17 protein-coding genes and 4 pseudogenes are annotated in these 17,438 nt (G+C 68.2%); 8 read left to right on the top strand and 13 right to left on the bottom strand.

Annotation, left to right across the window (positions count from 1 at the left end; translation table 11 throughout):
- Positions 1-11: 11 nt before the first annotated feature.
- From K6K41_RS14840 to K6K41_RS14830, 4 genes and pseudogenes are all read right to left on the bottom strand, one after another.
- Positions 12-794 (bottom strand): shikimate dehydrogenase, encoded by a 783-nt coding sequence (locus K6K41_RS14840; protein ID WP_261405743.1) that lies wholly within the window; start codon positions 792-794, stop codon positions 12-14.
- Positions 795-841: 47 nt separating this feature from the next.
- Positions 842-1,126, bottom strand: a pseudogene (locus tag K6K41_RS29525) (Maf family protein); the annotation flags it as partial.
- A 143-nt stretch (positions 1,127-1,269) separates the two neighbouring features.
- A pseudogene (locus K6K41_RS29520) lies at positions 1,270-1,425 on the bottom strand (septum formation inhibitor Maf); the annotation flags it as partial.
- A gap of 29 nt (positions 1,426-1,454) precedes the next feature.
- Positions 1,455-2,325: pseudogene (locus K6K41_RS14830) on the bottom strand (pyruvate, water dikinase regulatory protein).
- 441 nt (positions 2,326-2,766) lie between these two features.
- Here K6K41_RS14830 and hemE point away from each other — a divergent pair.
- The 5 genes from hemE (at position 2,767) to K6K41_RS14805 (ending at position 7,611) form a co-directional block, all read left to right on the top strand.
- Positions 2,767-3,732, top strand: a complete 966-nt coding sequence (gene hemE / locus K6K41_RS14825; protein ID WP_261405742.1) for a uroporphyrinogen decarboxylase — start codon at positions 2,767-2,769, stop codon at positions 3,730-3,732.
- A 222-nt stretch (positions 3,733-3,954) separates the two neighbouring features.
- Positions 3,955-4,383, top strand: coding sequence for a protoporphyrinogen oxidase HemJ (gene hemJ / locus K6K41_RS14820; protein WP_261401175.1), 429 nt, complete (start codon positions 3,955-3,957; stop codon positions 4,381-4,383).
- Between the two features lie 285 nt (positions 4,384-4,668).
- Positions 4,669-5,934 (top strand): transcription termination factor Rho, encoded by a 1,266-nt coding sequence (rho, locus tag K6K41_RS14815; RefSeq protein WP_261401174.1) that lies wholly within the window; start codon positions 4,669-4,671, stop codon positions 5,932-5,934.
- Positions 5,935-6,175: 241 nt separating this feature from the next.
- Entirely contained in the window at positions 6,176-6,964 is a 789-nt protein-coding gene (locus tag K6K41_RS14810; RefSeq protein WP_261401173.1) for a TPM domain-containing protein, read from the top strand.
- Positions 6,958-7,611: a TPM domain-containing protein gene (locus K6K41_RS14805; protein WP_261401172.1), complete on the top strand. Its 654-nt coding sequence runs from the start codon at positions 6,958-6,960 to the stop codon at positions 7,609-7,611. The genes K6K41_RS14810 and K6K41_RS14805 overlap by 7 nt, the downstream gene beginning before the upstream one ends.
- A 240-nt stretch (positions 7,612-7,851) precedes the next feature.
- On the opposite strand, the gene K6K41_RS14800 is transcribed toward K6K41_RS14805, so the two are convergent.
- From K6K41_RS14800 to K6K41_RS14785, 4 genes are all read right to left on the bottom strand, one after another.
- Entirely contained in the window at positions 7,852-8,052 is a 201-nt protein-coding gene (locus K6K41_RS14800) for a hypothetical protein (protein WP_261401171.1), read from the bottom strand.
- A gap of 176 nt (positions 8,053-8,228) precedes the next feature.
- Positions 8,229-8,426, bottom strand: coding sequence for a hypothetical protein (locus K6K41_RS14795; RefSeq protein ID WP_261401170.1), 198 nt, complete (start codon positions 8,424-8,426; stop codon positions 8,229-8,231).
- Positions 8,427-8,548: 122 nt separating this feature from the next.
- On the bottom strand, positions 8,549-9,871 hold the full coding sequence (locus tag K6K41_RS14790; protein ID WP_261401169.1) for a calcium-binding protein: 1,323 nt from the start codon (positions 9,869-9,871) through the stop codon (positions 8,549-8,551).
- A gap of 389 nt (positions 9,872-10,260) precedes the next feature.
- Positions 10,261-10,515, bottom strand: a complete 255-nt coding sequence (locus K6K41_RS14785) for a hypothetical protein (RefSeq protein ID WP_261401168.1) — start codon at positions 10,513-10,515, stop codon at positions 10,261-10,263.
- Positions 10,516-11,016: 501 nt separating this feature from the next.
- Between K6K41_RS14785 and K6K41_RS14780 the strand changes: the two genes are divergently transcribed.
- From K6K41_RS14780 to K6K41_RS14770, 3 genes are all read left to right on the top strand, one after another.
- On the top strand, positions 11,017-11,223 hold the full coding sequence (locus K6K41_RS14780) for a hypothetical protein (protein ID WP_261401167.1): 207 nt from the start codon (positions 11,017-11,019) through the stop codon (positions 11,221-11,223).
- 171 nt (positions 11,224-11,394) lie between these two features.
- On the top strand, positions 11,395-12,447 hold the full coding sequence (locus tag K6K41_RS14775; RefSeq protein ID WP_261401166.1) for an alkaline phosphatase: 1,053 nt from the start codon (positions 11,395-11,397) through the stop codon (positions 12,445-12,447).
- A 46-nt stretch (positions 12,448-12,493) separates the two neighbouring features.
- Positions 12,494-12,736 carry a hypothetical protein gene (locus K6K41_RS14770; RefSeq protein WP_261401165.1) on the top strand — a complete coding sequence of 81 codons (243 nt, stop codon included), beginning with the start codon at positions 12,494-12,496 and terminating at the stop codon, positions 12,734-12,736.
- 48 nt (positions 12,737-12,784) lie between these two features.
- On the opposite strand, the pseudogene K6K41_RS14765 reads toward K6K41_RS14770, so the two are convergent.
- The 5 genes and pseudogenes from K6K41_RS14765 to K6K41_RS14745 all read right to left on the bottom strand — a co-directional run bounded on the left by K6K41_RS14765 (position 12,785) and on the right by K6K41_RS14745 (position 17,431).
- Positions 12,785-13,160: pseudogene (locus tag K6K41_RS14765) on the bottom strand (YkvA family protein).
- Between the two features lie 86 nt (positions 13,161-13,246).
- Complete coding sequence (locus K6K41_RS14760; protein ID WP_261401164.1) at positions 13,247-14,626, bottom strand: amidohydrolase family protein; 1,380 nt, start codon at positions 14,624-14,626, stop codon at positions 13,247-13,249.
- A 95-nt stretch (positions 14,627-14,721) separates the two neighbouring features.
- Positions 14,722-15,282 carry a cytochrome b gene (locus tag K6K41_RS14755; RefSeq protein ID WP_261401163.1) on the bottom strand — a complete coding sequence of 187 codons (561 nt, stop codon included), beginning with the start codon at positions 15,280-15,282 and terminating at the stop codon, positions 14,722-14,724.
- A 158-nt stretch (positions 15,283-15,440) separates the two neighbouring features.
- Positions 15,441-16,466 (bottom strand): Kelch repeat-containing protein, encoded by a 1,026-nt coding sequence (locus K6K41_RS14750; protein WP_261401162.1) that lies wholly within the window; start codon positions 16,464-16,466, stop codon positions 15,441-15,443.
- Positions 16,463-17,431, bottom strand: a complete 969-nt coding sequence (locus tag K6K41_RS14745) for an aldo/keto reductase (protein ID WP_261401161.1) — start codon at positions 17,429-17,431, stop codon at positions 16,463-16,465. Before K6K41_RS14745 ends, K6K41_RS14750 begins: the two co-directional genes overlap by 4 nt.
- Between the last annotated feature and the right edge of the window lie 7 nt (positions 17,432-17,438).

Below are 17,438 nucleotides of genomic sequence, written 5' to 3'. Positions count from 1 at the left end.
TCTCCCTGTCGTCAGCGCTGTCCGGCGATGTCCGCCTCGACCAGCGCCCTCAATTCCGGCGTCACCTTCGGCCGCACGCCGAACCACCGTTCAAAGCCCGGAACCGCCTGGTGCAACAGCATTCCGAGGCCGTCGACCGCACGGTTTCCGTTCGCCCGCGCCTGCGCCAGCAGTTCGGTCTCGAGCGGAACATAGACGAGGTCGTTGACGACCGCGTGGCCCGGCAGCTCGCCGAGATGGACGTCGAGCCGGTCCTTGCCCGTCATGCCGAGCGAGGTGGCGTTCACCACGAGGTCGGCGGAGGGAAGCCAGCGCCACAGCTCGTCATAGCCGACGGCGCGGCCCGCCTCGCCGGCGAGCGCCGCCACCGCCGCCGCGCGCGCCGCGGTGCGGTTGGCCACCACGACCGCGCCGAAACCGCGCCGGCCAAGCGACCGCGCCACCGCGCGCGCCGCGCCTCCGGCGCCCAGAATCACCGAGACGCTCTTGCGTTCGTCCCAGCCCGGAGCGCCGTCGTCGAGATTGGCCAGAAAGCCGAGCCCGTCGGTGTTGGCGCCGTGGAGCCTGCCGCCGTCGAGCCAGACGGTGTTGACCGCGCCGAGCGCCGCCGCCTCGCCGTCCGCCGCCTCGACCAAAGAAAAGGCCGCCTCTTTGTGAGGAATGGTGACGTTGCCGCCGACGAAACCGTCCGCCCCGCATCCGCGCAGAAAGGCCTCTAAATCCTCCGGCGCGACTTCGGCGTGCTCGTAGGATCCGTTGATTCCGTAAGCCTTCAGCCAGTGCCCGTGGATCATCGGCGAGCGCGAATGCCGCACCGGCCAGCCCGTCACGAAGGCGCGCTTCACGAGGCGAGCGCCCCGATGTCGCGCAATGCGGCGGTCACGAGAAGCAACGGCAGGCCGAGGATGGTGCTGAAGTCGCCCTCCACCTCCTCGAAGAGGTGCACGCCGGCGCCTTCGTACTGGTAGCCGCCGACGCTCGACAGCGCGGCCTCGCCGGTCACGTCGAGATAGATCTCGACGAACTCGTCGGACAGCTCGCGCATGGTGAGGTTGGCCTTGGAGATCCCGCTCCAGAGCACCGCCCCGTCCCGCACCAGCGCTGCCCCGGAGGCGAGCGTGTGGGTGCGGCCCGAGAGCTTGAGAAGCTGGGCTCGCCCCGATTCTCGGTCCTTCGGCTTGGTGAAGCGCTCGCCGTCGAGCGCGAGCGTTGGTCGGCGCCGAGCACCAGGCGCCCGGGCATGCGCGACGAGACGTCGATCGCCTTGGCGGCCGCAAGCGAGCCGGCGACGCTCGCGGGGCTGAGGCCGTCGCCCGAAAGCGAGGCCTCGACGGCGCGCTCGTCGATCTCCGCGCCTCGGATCTCGGTCGGGATGTGCGCGCTTTCCAGAAGCTGCGCCCGGATCTCGCTTTTCGAAGCCAGCACCAAGAGAGCCGCGTCGCGCCAGAGCGCGCTCACGGAGCGACCTCGGCGAGGGCTTCCTGAATCCGCTTCGCGCGGTGCTCGCCGAGCATCGCGATCACGGACGCCGCCGTCTCCTCGATCGAGCGGCGGGACGTCGATCATCGGCCAGCCGTTGCGCGAGCAGAGACGGCGCGAAGCCACGATCTCGGACGCCACCGCGTCGCGGTCCACATAGGCCGCTTCCTGCAGCCGCCCCGTCATATTGCCTTCAAGCCCGAGCACCCTGTTGTGACGCACCGCCACGATCCGATCGGGCGTCGCGACCAGCCCGACGACGAGCGGGCCCTTCAGCCCCTCGAGGCCGGCCGGCGGCGGCACGTCCGGAACGAGCGGAATATTGGCGGTCTTTACGCCGCGGTTTGCGAGATAGATCGAGGTCGGCGTCTTCGACGTGCGGCTGACGCCGAGCAGCACCACGTCGGCGCCTTCGAGGTCGTCGGCGTTCTGCCCGTCGTCATGAGCCATCGTGTAGTTCAGCGCGTCGATGCGCTTGAAATAGTCGTCGTTGAGGTCGTGCTGCGCGCCGGCCTTGGCCGCGCTCTCTTCGCCCAGATGCGAGCGCAGCAGCTGGAAGACCGGCGCCAGCACGGCAAGGCACGGACATCCGAGCTCCCGGCAGCGGGTCTCGAGCGCCGACGTCAGCTGCTCGTCGACGAGCGTGTAGAGCACGACGCCCGGCTCCTCCGCGATCTCGTTCAGCACCCGTTCGAGCTGCCGGGCCGAGCGCACGAGCGGATAGACGTGCTCGACGCTCGCCACGCTCTTGAATTGCGAGACGGCCGCGCGGGCGACCGCGACCAGCGTTTCGCCGGTCGCGTCGGAGACCAGATGGAAGTGGAACGAGGAGCGTGGTGCGGACATCTCGGAGGGCGCGCCGGGCCCGCCGCGAGGTCGGAAAAGGAGTCGACGACGCGGTGGACTGCTGTGGACGAATTCGCGCCTCGGGGGGAGACGGAGCCGCACTCTCGCTGAGCCGGCGATTTTCATCAACAGCGACGCGGTCCGGGAGAGCGCCCGTTAGGGTTCTGTTAACTTCCGTGAACGCTTCGTTAACGGCGCTGAGATCTGAGATCGTTAACGAATGGTTAACGGAGCCGGCGCCTGTGGACCGCTTGTGGAGCGTCTGGAACGCCTGTAATCCGCCCCCCTAGAAAAAGAAGCAGAAGAGTCTTCTCTGAGATTCTTAAGAAGGACGATCGGGTGAGCGAAGCTGTGGCCAAAGGCGTTAACGGTGCCGAGCCGACGCCTCTCCTGATCCGGGCGCTGTCGGGCGAAACGCTTCCCGTCCCTCCGATCTGGCTGATGCGGCAGGCTGGCCGCTACCTTCCCGAATATCGCGAGCTGCGCGCCAAAGCGGGCGGCTTCCTCGATCTCTGCTATGCGCCAGAGATGGCGACCGAGGTCACGCTCCAGCCGATCCGCCGCTTCGATCTCGACGCAGCCATCCTGTTCTCCGACATCCTCGTCGTGCCGCATGCGCTTGGCCAGGAGGTCCGCTTCGTCGAAGGCGAAGGCCCGCGGCTCGACCCGGTGACGGGGCTCGCCGAGTTCGGCCGGCTGAAGGACGCCATCGACCTCGACATGCTCGCGCCCGTCTACGAGACCGTGTCGCGGGTGAGGAAGGAGCTTTCGAGAGAGAAGGCGCTGATCGGCTTCTGCGGCGCGCCCTACACGGTCGCGACCTACATGGTCGGCGGGCGCGGCGGCGAGGAGCAGGCGCCTGCGCGGCTTCTGGCCTATCGCGAGCCGGACGTGTTCGCCGAGCTGATCGAGCGTCTCGTCACGGCCTCGGCCGCCCATCTCGTCGCGCAGCTCAAGGCGGGCGCCGACGCGGTTCAGATCTTCGACAGCTGGGCGGGCGATCTGCCTCCGGGCGAATTCGCCCGCTGGTCGACGCGGCCGATCGCCGAGCTCTGCGAGCGGGTGAGGGCGGAAGTTCCGGGCGCGAAGATCATCGCCTTCGCCCGCGGCGCCGGGGCCAAGCTCGCGGATTTCGCAGGCGTGGTGCCGGCCGACGGCTTCGGCGTCGCGACGTCGGAGGACCTCCGGGTCGCGCGATCCGCCGTCTACGCCTCCAGGGCGCTCCAGGGGGCCGTGGACCCGATCGCGCTGGTGGCGGGCGGGGCGGCGCTCGACAGGGCCGTGGACGACGCCCTGGCGGCGCTGGGAGGCCATCCGATGATCCTGAACCTCGGCCATGGAGTGCGGCAGGAAACGCCGCCGGAGCACGTGGCGCAGCTCGTGAAGCGGGCGCGGGGCAAGGGCTGACGCGACAGTCGCCATTCCGGACGGCCGTCGGGCCGAGCCGTGGCGGCGCTTGGAACAAGGCTCGTCATGCCCCGGCTTCCCGGGGCGTCCGCGGTTCGGCGAGCGCGGTGGTCTGTGATCCGGACTGGGTCCCCCGGACAATCCGGGGGATGACGGCCGCGATTTGGTTGAGAACGATCCCGGCTCTCCGCTTCGCTGCGGCCGGGACGACGGCGAGGGCCGATGGACGTCTATCTCTGGATCAAGGCCCTGCACGTCGTCGCGGTCATCGCCTGGATGGCCGCGATGCTCTATCTGCCGCGGCTCTTCGTCTATCATTCCGTGACGCCGGTCGGCTCCGCCCAGTCCGAGACCTTCAAGGTGATGGAGCGGCGCCTGCTCAAGGCGATCTCCAACCCCGCGATGGCGGTGACCTGGCTCGCGGGGATCGTCCTCATCTGGCAGGGCGGCTGGATGTCGTCCGGCTGGCTACACGGCAAGCTCGCGCTCGTGATCGCGATGTCGGCCGTGCACGGAAAGCTCGTGAAACACGTGCGCGAATTCGCCGAGGACCGGAACACGAAATCGCAGCGCTACTTCCGCATTCTCAACGAAGTCCCGACCGTGCTGATGATCGGGATCGTGATCCTGGTGATCGTCAAGCCGTTCTGAAGCGGGAACATCGGCGTGAAAGACGGCTCTCGAGGCTTGTGAAGCCGGGGCTGAGCCGGTATGTACGTCACAGCCTCGGAGTCGGACCGCGTCCGTAGCTCAGGCGAAAAGCCGTCGCGGCCCTCGCGATCGCTTCCGCGGCCCCCCTCCCAGACGCATCGCCGGTCTCGGCGCCCGTCACGACACGCCGTCGCGCCTCATGGACCGACGACCTGTCCTCCCAAACCGAACGTCCCTTCCGAATTCGCCCCGTCCTAGCGCGGGGACTCCCTTCAAAGGCCCAAGATGCCCGAAGTCAGGCTCTTCGATCTCAAGGCGAAATCGCCGACCGAAATCCTCGCCCAGGCCGAGGAGCTCGAGGTCGAGAACGCCTCAACGCTCCGAAAGCAGGAGCTTTTGTTCGCAATTCTCAAGCAGCTCGCGGCGCGCGAAGTCGACATCATCGGCGGCGGCGTGGTCGAGGTGCTGCAGGACGGCTTCGGCTTCCTGCGTTCGCCGGACGCCAACTATCTGCCCGGCCCCGACGACATCTACATCTCGCCCTCGCAGATCCGCCGCTTCTCGCTCCGCACCGGCGACACGGTCGAGGGCCAGATCCGCGGCCCGAAGGAAGGCGAGCGCTATTTCGCGCTGCTCAAGGTCAACACGATCAACTTCGAGGACCCCGAGAAGGCGCGCCACAAGGTCCATTTCGACAACCTGACGCCGCTCTATCCAGACGAGCGCCTGCGGATGGAGATCGAAAACCCGACCAAGAAGGACATGTCGACCCGCGTGATCGACATCGTGGCGCCGCTCGGCAAGGGCCAGCGCGCCCTGATCGTCGCCCCTCCCAGGACGGGCAAGACGGTCATGATGCAGAACATCGCGACCGCGATCGCCGCCAATCACCCCGAATGCTTCCTGATCGTGCTGCTCATCGACGAGCGCCCGGAAGAAGTCACCGACATGCAGCGCTCGGTGAAGGGCGAGGTCATCTCCTCGACCTTCGACGAGCCGGCCCAGCGCCACGTGCAGGTCGCCGAGATGGTGATCGAGAAGGCCAAGCGCCTCGTCGAGCACGGCCGCGACGTCGTGATCCTGCTCGATTCGATCACCCGCCTCGGGCGCGCCTACAACACCGTGGTGCCGTCGTCGGGCAAGGTGCTCACGGGCGGCGTCGACGCCAACGCCCTGCAGCGCCCGAAGCGGTTCTTCGGCGCCGCGCGCAACATCGAGGAAGGCGGCTCGCTCACCATCATCGCCTCGGCGCTGATCGACACCGGGTCGCGCATGGACGAGGTGATCTTCGAGGAGTTCAAGGGCACCGGCAACTCCGAGCTCATCCTCGACCGCAAGGTCTCCGACAAGCGCACCTTCCCGGCCATGGACATCACGCGCTCGGGCACGCGCAAGGAAGAGCTCATCGTTCCGCCGGACGTGCTCAAGAAGATGTATGTGCTCCGCCGCATCCTCAACCCGATGGGCACGGTCGACGCGATGGAGTTCCTGCTCGACAAGCTGCGCTCGACCAAGACCAACGCGGACTTCTTCGACTCGATGAACACCTGAGGACATGCGGTCTTCCCGGACGGCCGCAGGGCCGATCCGGGAGCGTGTTCAGGAACCGGCGTTCGAACCTCGATCGTCATCCCCCGGCTGGTCCGGGGGATCCACATCGGCGCGCGGCGCCGTCCGACCGATGGACGCCCCGGACAAGACGGGGCGCGTGACGCGGCGGAAACGAACCGGCTTCAGAACGTCGCGTCGCTCTGCAGGATGACGCGCCCCCTCCGGCCTAAAATCACCCGCGATGCTCGGTCGCTTCACACGGCTCTCCGCCCTCGCCCTCCTGCCGGTCGCCATGCTCTGGCTTCTGGCCGCGACGGCGTTCGCGCAGGATCTCAGCCTCCCGCGCTTCACCAATTACGTGGTCGACGAGGCGAACATCCTTCCGCCTGACGCCGAAGCCGCGCTCGTCGCCAAGCTCAAGGCGTTTCAGGACAAGACCGGCCACCAGTTCGCGGTCGCGACCGTGCCGTCGCTGCAGGGGACGAGCGTCGAGGACTTCGGCAACCGCCTGTTCCGCGACTGGGGCCTCGGCGACAAGCAGCGCAACGACGGCGCCCTCCTTCTCATCGCGCCGAACGAGCGCAAGGTCCGCATTGAGGTCGGCTACGGGCTCGAGGGCGACCTCACCGACGCGGTCTCGCGCCTTATCATCGAGAACGCCATCCTTCCCCGCTTCCGCGCCGGCGACTTTCCAGGCGGGATCGCGCGCGGCGCCGACGACGTGATGGCGGTGTTTTCGGGCCAGGCCGAGGAGTTCAAGGCGCGCGCGAACGCCGCCGACGAGTCTGCGCCCACGTGGCTCGACCTTTTGGCCACGGTCTTCGTGCTCACGATCTTCGCCATCGTGCTGTGGAGCTTCTATCGGGCGATGACCAATCCGCGGTCGCGCGGACGGTCCGGTCCTTGGATCACCGGCGGGACCGCGGGCGGCCTCGGGAGCGGCGGCTGGTCGGGCGGCGGAGGAGGCGGAGGCTTCGGCGGCGGGGGCGGCGGATCGTCGGGCGGCGGCGGAGCCTCGGGCGGATGGTGAGCCTGCGCGAACGCTTCGCCGCGCCTCCCGCGCCGCTTCTGTCGGAGCAGGATCGCGCCCGCATCGCCGAGGCCGTCCGCGCGGCGGAGGCCGGCACGGCGGCCGAGATCGTCGTCGTGATCGAGACCAGCCCCTGCGAGGAGGCCGACGCCACCGTCGCGCTCGTGGTCGCGGGCTTCCTCGCGATTTTTTCGGCCGGCCCGCTGTCGCTGCTCGATCCGTCGATCCACGTGCTGGCCTTGGCCCAGGCCGCGATCTTCGCGGGCCTTGCGGGCCTTGCGTCGTCCTCGCGCGTCCGCCGGGCGTTGCGGATCGACCGGCTGCCGTCGGCCGCCGCGCATGACGCGGCCGAACGCGCCTTCGCGGAACTCGGGCTTGGCCGCACGCATGAGCGCACCGGCGTGCTGATCCATGTCGCGGTCGCCGACCGCAACGTCGAGGTCATCGCCGACGAGGGCGTGCACGAGGCGGCCGCTCCCCAGACCTGGCGCGAGACCGTGGAGGACGTGACTTCGGCCGCGGGCTCCGGCCGGCTGGTCGACGGGATCGTGGCCGCGGTCGAGCGCTGCGGCCGCGCGCTCGCCGACGTCCTGCCGCCGCGCGCAGGGCTCGGCGACGAGCTGCCGAACGACCCGGTGGTGCGCTGACCGATTTCTAGCGCGCCAACGGTGTCGTTGAGGCGGCCGAACCTCCCGGGTCGTCCCGGGCTTGACCCGGGACCCAGAACCGACGTCGTCAGGCCGGCTGGGCGAGCCGCATCGGTTCTGGATCCCGGCTCTGCGGCCGGGATGACGGCGAAGATCTTGGCGGGAGCGCGCCAACGCCCGCTTTCCGTCCCCCCGACGCCCGAACCTCCCCGCCGTCCCTGGCTCTCGCCCGACGCCGCGTCAGTCCTTCCAGCTTCGGCGCGACCTCATGAGGTCGAGCGCCCGGTCGTAATATTTGGCCTTCTCGGTCTCGCTGAGGACCCGATAGCCGTCCTTCTGGAGCTGCGACGCATGCAGGCCGTTCGACCAGAACCGGTCGTCCTCCTCAGCTTTGAAAAGCTTTCGCGCCAGCTCCCAGACCGTCGCATCCGACCGTTGCACCTGCGTGTCCCCCGCGAATCGCGATTTTGGGAACATCGGCGGCGAAACAGGTCTGCGGTCCTATTAACCAGGCTAAGTCCGGAACGATTTCCACGAGAAAATTTTCGCCGAGGGCCGCCCGTCCGGTCTCGGACGATGCGGCCTCGAAGAAATTCGGCGGAGAGGGATGCGGTTCGTTACGCCGCCCACGCGGAGCGTCGGCCTCGCAGCGTCTGCAAGGCGCGTTCGAGCAGCTCCGTGATCTCGCCGAGATCGGCGCCCTCGCAGGCGAGCCCCTCGGCCCAAAGCGCCAGACCCTGGTCGATCCACTGCATCTCCTCGAGCGCGTTCGAAGTCTCGAGCGAGGCGGGGGGTTGGAAGGCGATGCTCAGCATGATCGACCCAAGCGTTGCGGGTTGGCCGTTGATGTTTCCTGGTTACGCAGAACGCTTGCAGGCCCGGCCTGCAGTTCGGCCGGGCCGGGAGGCTTCAAGCGCCCCGGCCCGGCTGTTTCTCGTCAGAGTACGAAGTCGCCCGCGTCGAGTTTGTGATGGCCTTCGAGGCGGATGCTCATATCCGTCTCGCCGTCGCCGTCCGCGTCGATGCGCACGAGGGTGTCGCCGCCCTTAAACGAGTAGCGGATCTCGCCGTCGCCATCGCCGGAGAAGTCGCCCTTTCCGATGAAGTCGAACGCCTGGTCGTTCGGCTCGTTGGGATTGGCGTCGACGCCCTTCAAATTGATCCGGTCGCCGTCCTCAAAATCGACGATGACGTCGGCCTTCTTGCCGATGCCCGAATCATGGACGTCGCCGAACTTGAAGATGTCGTCGCCGGAGCCGCCCGAGAGCACGTCGGCGCCGCGGCCGCCAAGGATGATGTCCTTGCCGGCGCCGCCGCTGAGTTCGTTGTCGCCGCGATTGCCGACCAGGCGGTTGTTGAGGTCGTTGCCGACCCCGTCGATGTCGCGGCCGCCGAGCAGAGTGAGGCGCTCGACATTGTCGCCGAGCTCGTAGGAGATCCGGCTCTCGACCGTGTCGCGGCCGCCATTGGCGCCCTCGATCACCACGTCGCCGGCGTCGTCGACCGTATAGAGGTCGTCGCCGCCGCCGCCCTTCATCACGTCCGCGCCCGAACCGCCGTCGAGGCTGTCCGAACCGCCGCCGCCGATGAGCACGTCCGAGCCGTCGCCGCCGAGAAGCCGGTCCTGGCCCCCGCCGCCGTTCAGCCGGTCGTCGCCTTCGTCGCCCGCGAGGGTGTCGGCGCCCGACTTGCCGGTGATGTCGTCGTCGCCGGCGCCGCCATGGATGGTGTTGTCCCTGGAGTCGCCGACCAACTTGTCGTCGCCGGCCAGCACGACGTCGAGCAGATCCTCGAGGTCGGTGGCTTCGCCAGCCGTCTTGAGCACCGCGCCCACGAGGCCGGTGACGTAGGTGACGACCGCCTCGAGATCGACGCCGGTGAGGTCGCCGAGGGCGTCGAGGTCGAGCTCCGTCTCGCCGAGGCCGAGCAGGCCGTTGTCGAACACGTCGTCGAGCACGTCTTCCAGATGTCCGAGATCCGCGCCGCCGAGCAGGTCCTGCAGCTCGCCGAGGTCGAGGTCCCCGCCGTTGAGGACCTCCTGAAGCTTGAGAGGATCGATGACCTTGTTGTCGAGCAGGCTGTCGAGAAGCTTGGAGTCTCCGCCGCCCAATGCGGCTTCGAGCGTCTTGCCCAGGTCCTTGATCAGGTCGCCCGGAGAGAGGTCCTTGACGACGTCTCCGAGATCGCCGCCAAGCAGATCGTCAAGAAGGTCGACGACGCCATCCAGCAGTCCATCAAGCGAAAGACTTTGACGTTCCATAAGCCATTCCTTTCAGCGACAAGTCAGCATCGGACCGTCACAGCAATATGCGAGCATTCATCGGTCCGCGTAACAAACCTATCAGCTGATTTATGAATGAAACGAAAAGCTGTACCATCAACGATAATTACAACTATATGGATTTAGTCATTTATATGTGGGCGTTTCTATTTTGCACGAGGTATTTTATTCTGATCGTCTATGTGTCGAAAGTCGTATACTGCTAAGCTGTCCTGTCCGCCGCGCCCGTCACTATGGAAAGATGTCGGCAAGGTCAGGCGCTCGATAGGAACGCGTTCTTCTCTAGATTGTCCGCGCGTCCTTCGGCTCTGGCCCGGCGACGTATTTCTTCGACGGCAGACAGTCGCTTTCCGAGTTACGCCGCCCCCTCATCTAAAACTTGCTTGCGTGATGATCTCGCCGAAGAACTCGCCTTCGGCCGGCGGAGGCGTCTTTCTGTGATCCGAAGGGCCGTCCAGCATCCCCTTACGGATAAACAGAAGTGTTCTGTATTCTTGCCACTGCCTCAGCTCCTGGCACATTCGATCGAGGTCCGACTCACTCGATTGAATATCAAGACCGCTCTTCTTAAGTCGGAATATCAATGCGATCTGATTGCTTACAGCTTCGCTGGCGTCGATCACCTTCGCATCTGCGAAAACAATTTCGTCGTTTAGTGAATTCCTCATGATGAGGATCCTCAGACGCGGTGATGCGCCTTCAAATAGCCATATGAGCGTTCGATCACGAAATCAACTATAAGCCGCAGAAAATTTTCACTACACGCGAGAATCAGTTGTGCTCGATTCAATCGCCTAAGTATTCGTCGACTAAAGTCGTTCCCGTTGGTCTCTTGGCTATGTAAAAATGCATATGCCTGGGCCGAAACGTTAACCTTTTGAAAACCATTCCGGGCGCCGGACCGCAGCGGTCGCAAAGGCGTGAGTCGCTCTCTCCCACGGCGTCCGTCCCGCCGCGATCGCCGCCGTTTCTGTGCGAAGACTGAACATCGCGCCCAATCATCACGCGCGCGATCTTCTCGCCGTCTTCGAGCGTTTTCGCCACATCGCAAGACGTCAAATACATTGCGCAGGAAACAGACTTATGATTATCGTCACAGCATAAGCGCAACCTCCGGTCGCGTCATGACGCCTGTCGAGCCTCTGTCGTCAGAAGAAGCCGCCGCCCTGGGCGCGATCCTGAGCTCCCAGGTCGAAAGCCTGGCCGACAGCGCCCTCTATCCGGATCTCGTGGCTCGCGGCTATGCGCGCGCGGACGTCGACGGGCTGGTCCTCACGCTCGCCGGTCACCGGATGTATCTCGCAAGTCTGGCCGCCCGCTTCGGAGACTGATCAGGGTCGATCGCCGGCCTGTCTCTCTGGCGCGCCCTGCGCTTTCCGCTCGCGGCGGCGAGCGATCACGGAACCGTCATCAGTCGGTTGTGAACGATGGATAACGGTTTCGTGTTCGCCGGGCCGGGAGGGCCGGGGACGTCGCGAAAACCCTCCTTCGGAACTCACCGGATGCGAAACGGTCTGCTGGCCGCGGCCTCGGGCGCCGCGCTGCTGTTCGGGCTCGGCGTCGGAGCCGCTCAGTCCGCCGAAACGGCGAAGAACGTGATCCTCTTCATCGGTGACGGCATGGGCGTCTCCGAGGTGACGGCGGCGCGCTACTATCAGGGCGTCAAGAACAAGCTGAACTTCGACAAGCTCACGCACACCGGCTTCCAGACCACCTGGTCGCTGAAGCCGGGCGACGGCCCGACCTACCTGCCGGACTACGCGCCGGATTCGGCCGCCACCGGCACCATGTGGGCCACCGGCAAGAAGACCATCGACGAGCGCATCTCGCAGGGACCGAGCACGGCCGAAAACGTGCCCGGCAAGAACTACAAGACGATCCTCGAGGTGTTCCAGGCCAAGGGCAAGCGCGTCGGCAACGTCTCGACCGCCGAGATCACCGACGCCACCCCGGCGGTGCTCGCCTCCAAGATGAGCCTGCGCGGCTGCCAGGCGCCGGCCAACATGACCCTCTGCCCGACCGAGACGAAGGCCAAGGGCGGCCTCGGCTCGATCTCCGAGCAGATGGTCGACCACCAGATGGACGTCGTGTTCGGCGGCGGCAAAGCCCGCTTCGACGCGACCGGCGGCAAGATCGCGGGCGGCTCCGACGACGGCAAGACGGTCGAGGAGTCGGCGACCCGCCAGGGCCAGAAGCTCATCTACACCAAGAACGATCTCGACGCGCTGAAGTCCTCCGACATGCCGGTGCTCGGCCTGTTCGCGAGCGGCAACATGACCACCGAATGGACCGGCCCGCAGGCCATCCAGGGCGCCGGCGTCGAGAAGCACAAGTGCGACACCGACAACCGCCCGAAGGTCCAGCCCAAGCTCGAGCTCATGACCGAGAAGGCGATCGAGCTTCTGAGCGGCGGCAAGCGCGGCTTCTTCCTGCAGGTCGAGGGCGCCTCGATCGACAAGCAGGACCACGCCGCCAACGCCTGCGGCCAGATCGGCGAGACGGTGGCGTTCGATAAGGCCATCGGCGTCGCGCTCAAGTTCCAGGAAAAATCCTGACACGCTGATCATCGTCACCGCCGACCACTCGCACACGAGCCAGATCGTGGCCGAGGACTCGACCGGGACCGGGGACCCGACCGGCTATTCCGACAACCTGATCACCAAGGACGGTCAGGTGATGCGGATCACCTACGGCACCGCGGGCGGTCCCGGCCCGGTCGCCACGCCCCCGAGCCAGCAGCACACCGGCGCGGTCGTGCCGATCTGGGCCAAGGGCCCGGGCGCCGAGAAGATCCTCGGCACCACCGACCACACCGACCTGTTCGACATCCTGCAGGGCAAGTAAGCCCCGCCTCGCATGACCGGCGGCCGGGCCTCGCGCCCGGCCGCCGACCTACCAGACGAACCATCCGATCAGCGCGGCCGAAGCGACAGCCCAGACCGCGAGGACGATGACGAGGCCCGCTTTGCTGCGCGGCCGGCGCTCCAGCCCCGCGGCGCGCCCGCGATACTCGGCCATGAGATCGACCGGGATCAGCCGGATCGCGAGCATGACGCCGAGCGGAACGATCAGCAGATCGTCGAGATAGCCGAGCACCGGAATGAAGTCCGGGATCAGGTCGATGGGCGAGCGCATAGGCCACGACCGCGAGCGTCACGATCTTGGCCGCGAGCGGCGTGCGCGGGTCGCGGCCGGCGATCCACAGCGCGGCGATGTCCTGCTTGATCGCGCGCGCCCACCGCTTCGCCCGGTCGAGCAGCCGGCCCATCGCGGTCTCCCCGTCAAGCGGGCCCCGACGGCGCGCCGACGCCTCACCTGCCTTGGGACCGGCCGCGAGGCAAGGGCCGGGACGGATCAGCGGACGCCGGCCTGCTCCGTCAGGCGCGCGATCGTCGCCGCGGCTTCGGCGACCAGCGCCTCGACGTCGACCCGCGTGAGCCGCCCGCCCTCCTTGTGGACCACGCCGTCGATCATCACGAAGTCGACGTCCGCGGGCTGGGCCGCGTGGGTCAGCAGGAAGTCGACCGTTCCGGCCGGAGAGGTCGTCAGCCCGTCGGCCCGGACCGCGATGACGTCGGCGCGCTTGCCGGGCTTGAGCGAGCCGACCGCGTCGCCAAGGCCGAGCCCCCGCGCGCCGCCGATGGTCGCCCATTCGAGCACGCGGCGGTCGGGCAGAGCGGACTGCTTCTCGGCCATGCCGGCCGCGAGATCCGCGGTGAGGCGCATCACGTCGAACATGTCGGCGCGGCCGGCCAGCACCATGTTGTCGACCGACAGCCCCATCTCGACGCCCGAGGCCGCCATGGCGGGGATCGCGGGCAGGCCGTAGCCGACCTCGAGCTCGGTCCAGGGGCTGATCGAGAGCGGCGAGCCGGCCTCCTTCATCAGCGCGAAGTCTTCCGGGCGCGCATGCGTCGCATGGACGATCTGGACGTCCGGCCCGAGCAGGCCGTCGCGATGCATGACCGCGATCGCGCCCTCGGCGGCCGACGCGCGGTTCGACGCCACATGGGCGGTGATCGGCAGCTTCAGCTCGCGGGCCGCGCGCCATTCGCCGCGCCAGACATCGTCGGCCGAGCGGTCGGGCCCGCGCGCGCACATGCCGAGTAAGACGAGTCCGCCGGCGCCGCCATGCCGTTCGGCGAAGCGCTTCAACGCCGCGACGTCGATCGTCGTGTCGGGCGAAAGCGCCTGCGGATAGCCATAGGCGAAGCGGCCGCGCACGCCCGACGCCCGCTGGGCGGCGAGCTCGGCTTCGGCGAAATCGGGCGTCGCCGTGTTGTGCGCCCAGTTCTGCGCCGTGGTGATGCCGCTGTTGACGGCCTCGGCGAGCGCGAGCCGCACCGAAAGCGCGCTCGCTTGCGGCGTCCAGACCTTGGCGAGCGCCCCCATGGTCTTGGCGAAGGGCCCGAGCCGGCTCGACGGCAGCCCGCGGGCGATCGTGTTCCACATGTGCCAGTGGGTGTCGACGAAGCCCGGCATGACGACCCGGCCGCGCATGTCGCGCCGCGGAACGCCGGGCGCCGCGATCGACGCCGCGACGGCCGCGATCGCGCCGTCGCGGATGTGGACGTCGCCTGTCGCGAGATCGCCGAGCCCCGGGTCCATCGTGACCACATGGGCGCCCGCCAGAACCACTTCGCCGCCCGCTTGCGCGTTGGTCCGCCGCGCGCCGAGCGCCAGCGCTCCGCCGGCCGCGGCGGTCGCCAGAAAGCCCCGGCGGGTGTGCGCCATGCGGTCCCTCATCCGAGCATCTGGCCGGAGCGGCCGGCGTTGACGTTGATGGCGCGGCGGTCGAGATCGGTCATGGAGGCGCTCCGGTTCCGGGGTCAGGCGTTCTGGCGCGGCAGCATGCGGTCGAGCAGCCCGTCGCGGCGCACCGCGACGTGGTAGGCCGCGCCGGCGACATGGGCGAGGATCAGCGCGTAGACCGCCCATTGCACGTTCACATGGACGAAGTTCATCGCGTCCTTCAGCGCCTCGCTCTCGGGCAGGCCCGGCAGGTTGACGAAGAAGAACGGCACCGGCTTGCCCGAGCCCGACATCAGGTAGCCGCTGATCGGCATGGCGAGCAGCGCGGCGTAGAGCGCCCAGTGGGTCGCCCTGGCGAGTCCCGCGAACGGGCCCGGCTGCGGCGCAGGCGCCGGACGACGCGCGCGCCAGACCGAGCGCGTGACCATCAGGACGAGCAGCAACACGCCGACCGACTTGTGGAAGAACATCCAGTAGCCCGCGTCCTCCTTGGGCGCGGCTTCGGCGAGCCAGGCGAGCGGCAGCACGGCGAGCATCGCGAGCGCGACCAGCCAGTGCAGCGCCTGCGAGACGCCGTCATAGCGGGCGGGATCCGAGCTGCGCCCGGGGATCGCGGCGGCGTCGGTGATGCTGGCCATGGGAAAAAGCTCCTCGGTCGAAAATCTTTGCTGCGCTGCAACGTGGCGCGGCTCGCCTGATCGGGAAGGCGGCGGCCAGGGCGTTCACGCAGTTGCGAAATCGGGTGACGGCGGCGTGAGCGGACAGTTTCAGGCGGACGGCGGCGTGAAGGCTTCCGTCACGGCGGTCGTTCGCGCCGTCGCGGGCTCCGCTCCGCCGCCGATCGCCAGGATCCGGCCCCGAGCGCGACCGCGGCGAGGCCGTGCCGGGGCGTGGCCATGTCGGCCATGCGCTCCCATGCGTCGCGCTTCGGGTCGTAACGCCAGGCCAAGCCGATGACGCCGCCGGGGCCGGCCTCGTGAAGACGCTCGCCGCCGAAGACGTAGAGCAGGCCGTCGAGGACGGCCCCCGCCAGTCCGCCGGCCGGCTCCGGCATCGGCGCGCGCGGCTCCCAGCGGTCGGCGGTGGGATCGTAAACGTCGAGCCGGGCCATGTTGCCGCCCGCCATCGTGCGTCCGCCCGCGACATAGATCCGTCCGTCGATCACGGCGCCGGTCGCGCTGTTGCGCGCGCCGGGGATCGGCGCGGCGTCCGACCAGCGCCCGCTCGCGACGTCGAGAACCTGGTGGAGGTCGACGTCGCGCTGCTCCGGCCACAGCCGGGCGTCGGCGGAACGGGACGTCCGGCCCGAAATCACATGAATGCGCCCCTCATGGACGACCGCGACCCCTTCGGACTGCGCGATCGGCAGGCTTGGGCCGGGCGTCCAGGCGCCGTCCTGCTCGACGAAGACGTCGCGCCGCTGGCGCCAGTGCCCCCAGGCGCCGTCGCCTTCATGGGTCTCGCTTTCGTGGGTCGCGCCGCCGATGGCGAAGACCTGGCCTTCATGCGCGACGAGCAGCGGATGATGGCGCGGCTCGGGCAGAGGCGGCCCCTCGCGCCAGCGGTCCGTGGTCGGATCGTAGAGCCCGACCTTGGCGATCGCGCGCGACTTGCCGTCCACGCCGACCTGCATGCCGCCCGCGATCATCGCCTCCGGTCCGCGCGCGGCGGCGTAGACCTCCTGCACGCGCCAGGGCGCGGGCGCGCGGAGCTCCCAGCGCCCTCCGCCGGCGCTTCTCGCCGCGCCCTGAAACGCGAACGGCAGCGCGAGCCCCGCGGCGAGCGCGGCGCGGCGGGAAAGGTCGGGACCCGCGCGCCTCACGCGGCCGCCTTTGCGGAGCCCGCCGCGTCGAGCCGGGCGACGTCGGAGGGAGACAGCGTCAGCGTTGCGGCCCGCGCGAAGCTTTCGACCGGGGCGCGGCTGGTCGCGCTCGCGATCGGGGCGGTGACGCCGCGGCTCGTGATCAGCCAGGCGAGCGCGACCTCGGCGGGTTTCGCGCCGGTCTTCTCCGCGACGTCGTCGAGCGCGGTCAGGATCGCGAGCCCTCGGTCGTCGAGATATTTGCCGACCCCGCCGCCGCGCTTGCTCTGCGAGAGATCCGCCTTCGAGCGGTACTTGCCGGTCAGGAAGCCCGAGGCGAGGCTGTAATAGGTGACGACGCCGATCTCCTCGGCGACGCAAAGGTCGCGCAACGGCCCCACGAACGCGCCGCGATCGTAGAGATTGTACTCTGGCTGCAGCACGTCATAGCGAGGCAGGCCCGTCACGGAGGCGACCGAGAGCGACTTCGAGAGCCGATCCGCGTCGAGGTTCGACGCGCCGATCGCGCCGATCTTCCCGGCCTTCAGCAGCTTGTCATAGGCGCCGAGCGTCTCGTCGAACGCCGTCCCGTCGTCGGGCCAGTGCGAGAAGTAGAGGTCGATGCGCTCGACCCCGAGGCGGCGCAGCGACTCCTCGACCGCCGACAGGATCCAGCGCTCCGAGAGGCCCTTGCGCTCGGGCGAGCCCATCTCGGAGCCGACCTTGGTGAAGATCTTCACCTTCTCCCGCATGCCGGGGCGGCTCTTCAGCCAGCGCCCGATGATCGCCTCGGATTCGCCGCCCGAATTGCCCGGCGCCCAGGCCGAATAGACGTCCGCCGTGTCGATCGCGTCGAAGCCGTGATCGACGAAGGCGTCGAGCACGTCGACGCTCGTCGCCTCGTCGATGGTCCAGCCGAAGACGTTGCCGCCGAACACGATCGGCGAGATCTCGAGGCCGGTGCGCCCGAGCCGTTTCTTGTCCATGGTCCTC

The sequence above is a fragment of the Chenggangzhangella methanolivorans genome (assembly GCF_019797865.1).
In the GTDB taxonomy this organism is placed as follows: Bacteria; Pseudomonadota; Alphaproteobacteria; order Rhizobiales; family Methylopilaceae; genus Methylopila; species Methylopila methanolivorans.
Note: the sequence above shows the minus strand (reverse complement) of the source record. Positions and strands in the feature narration are given on the sequence as shown.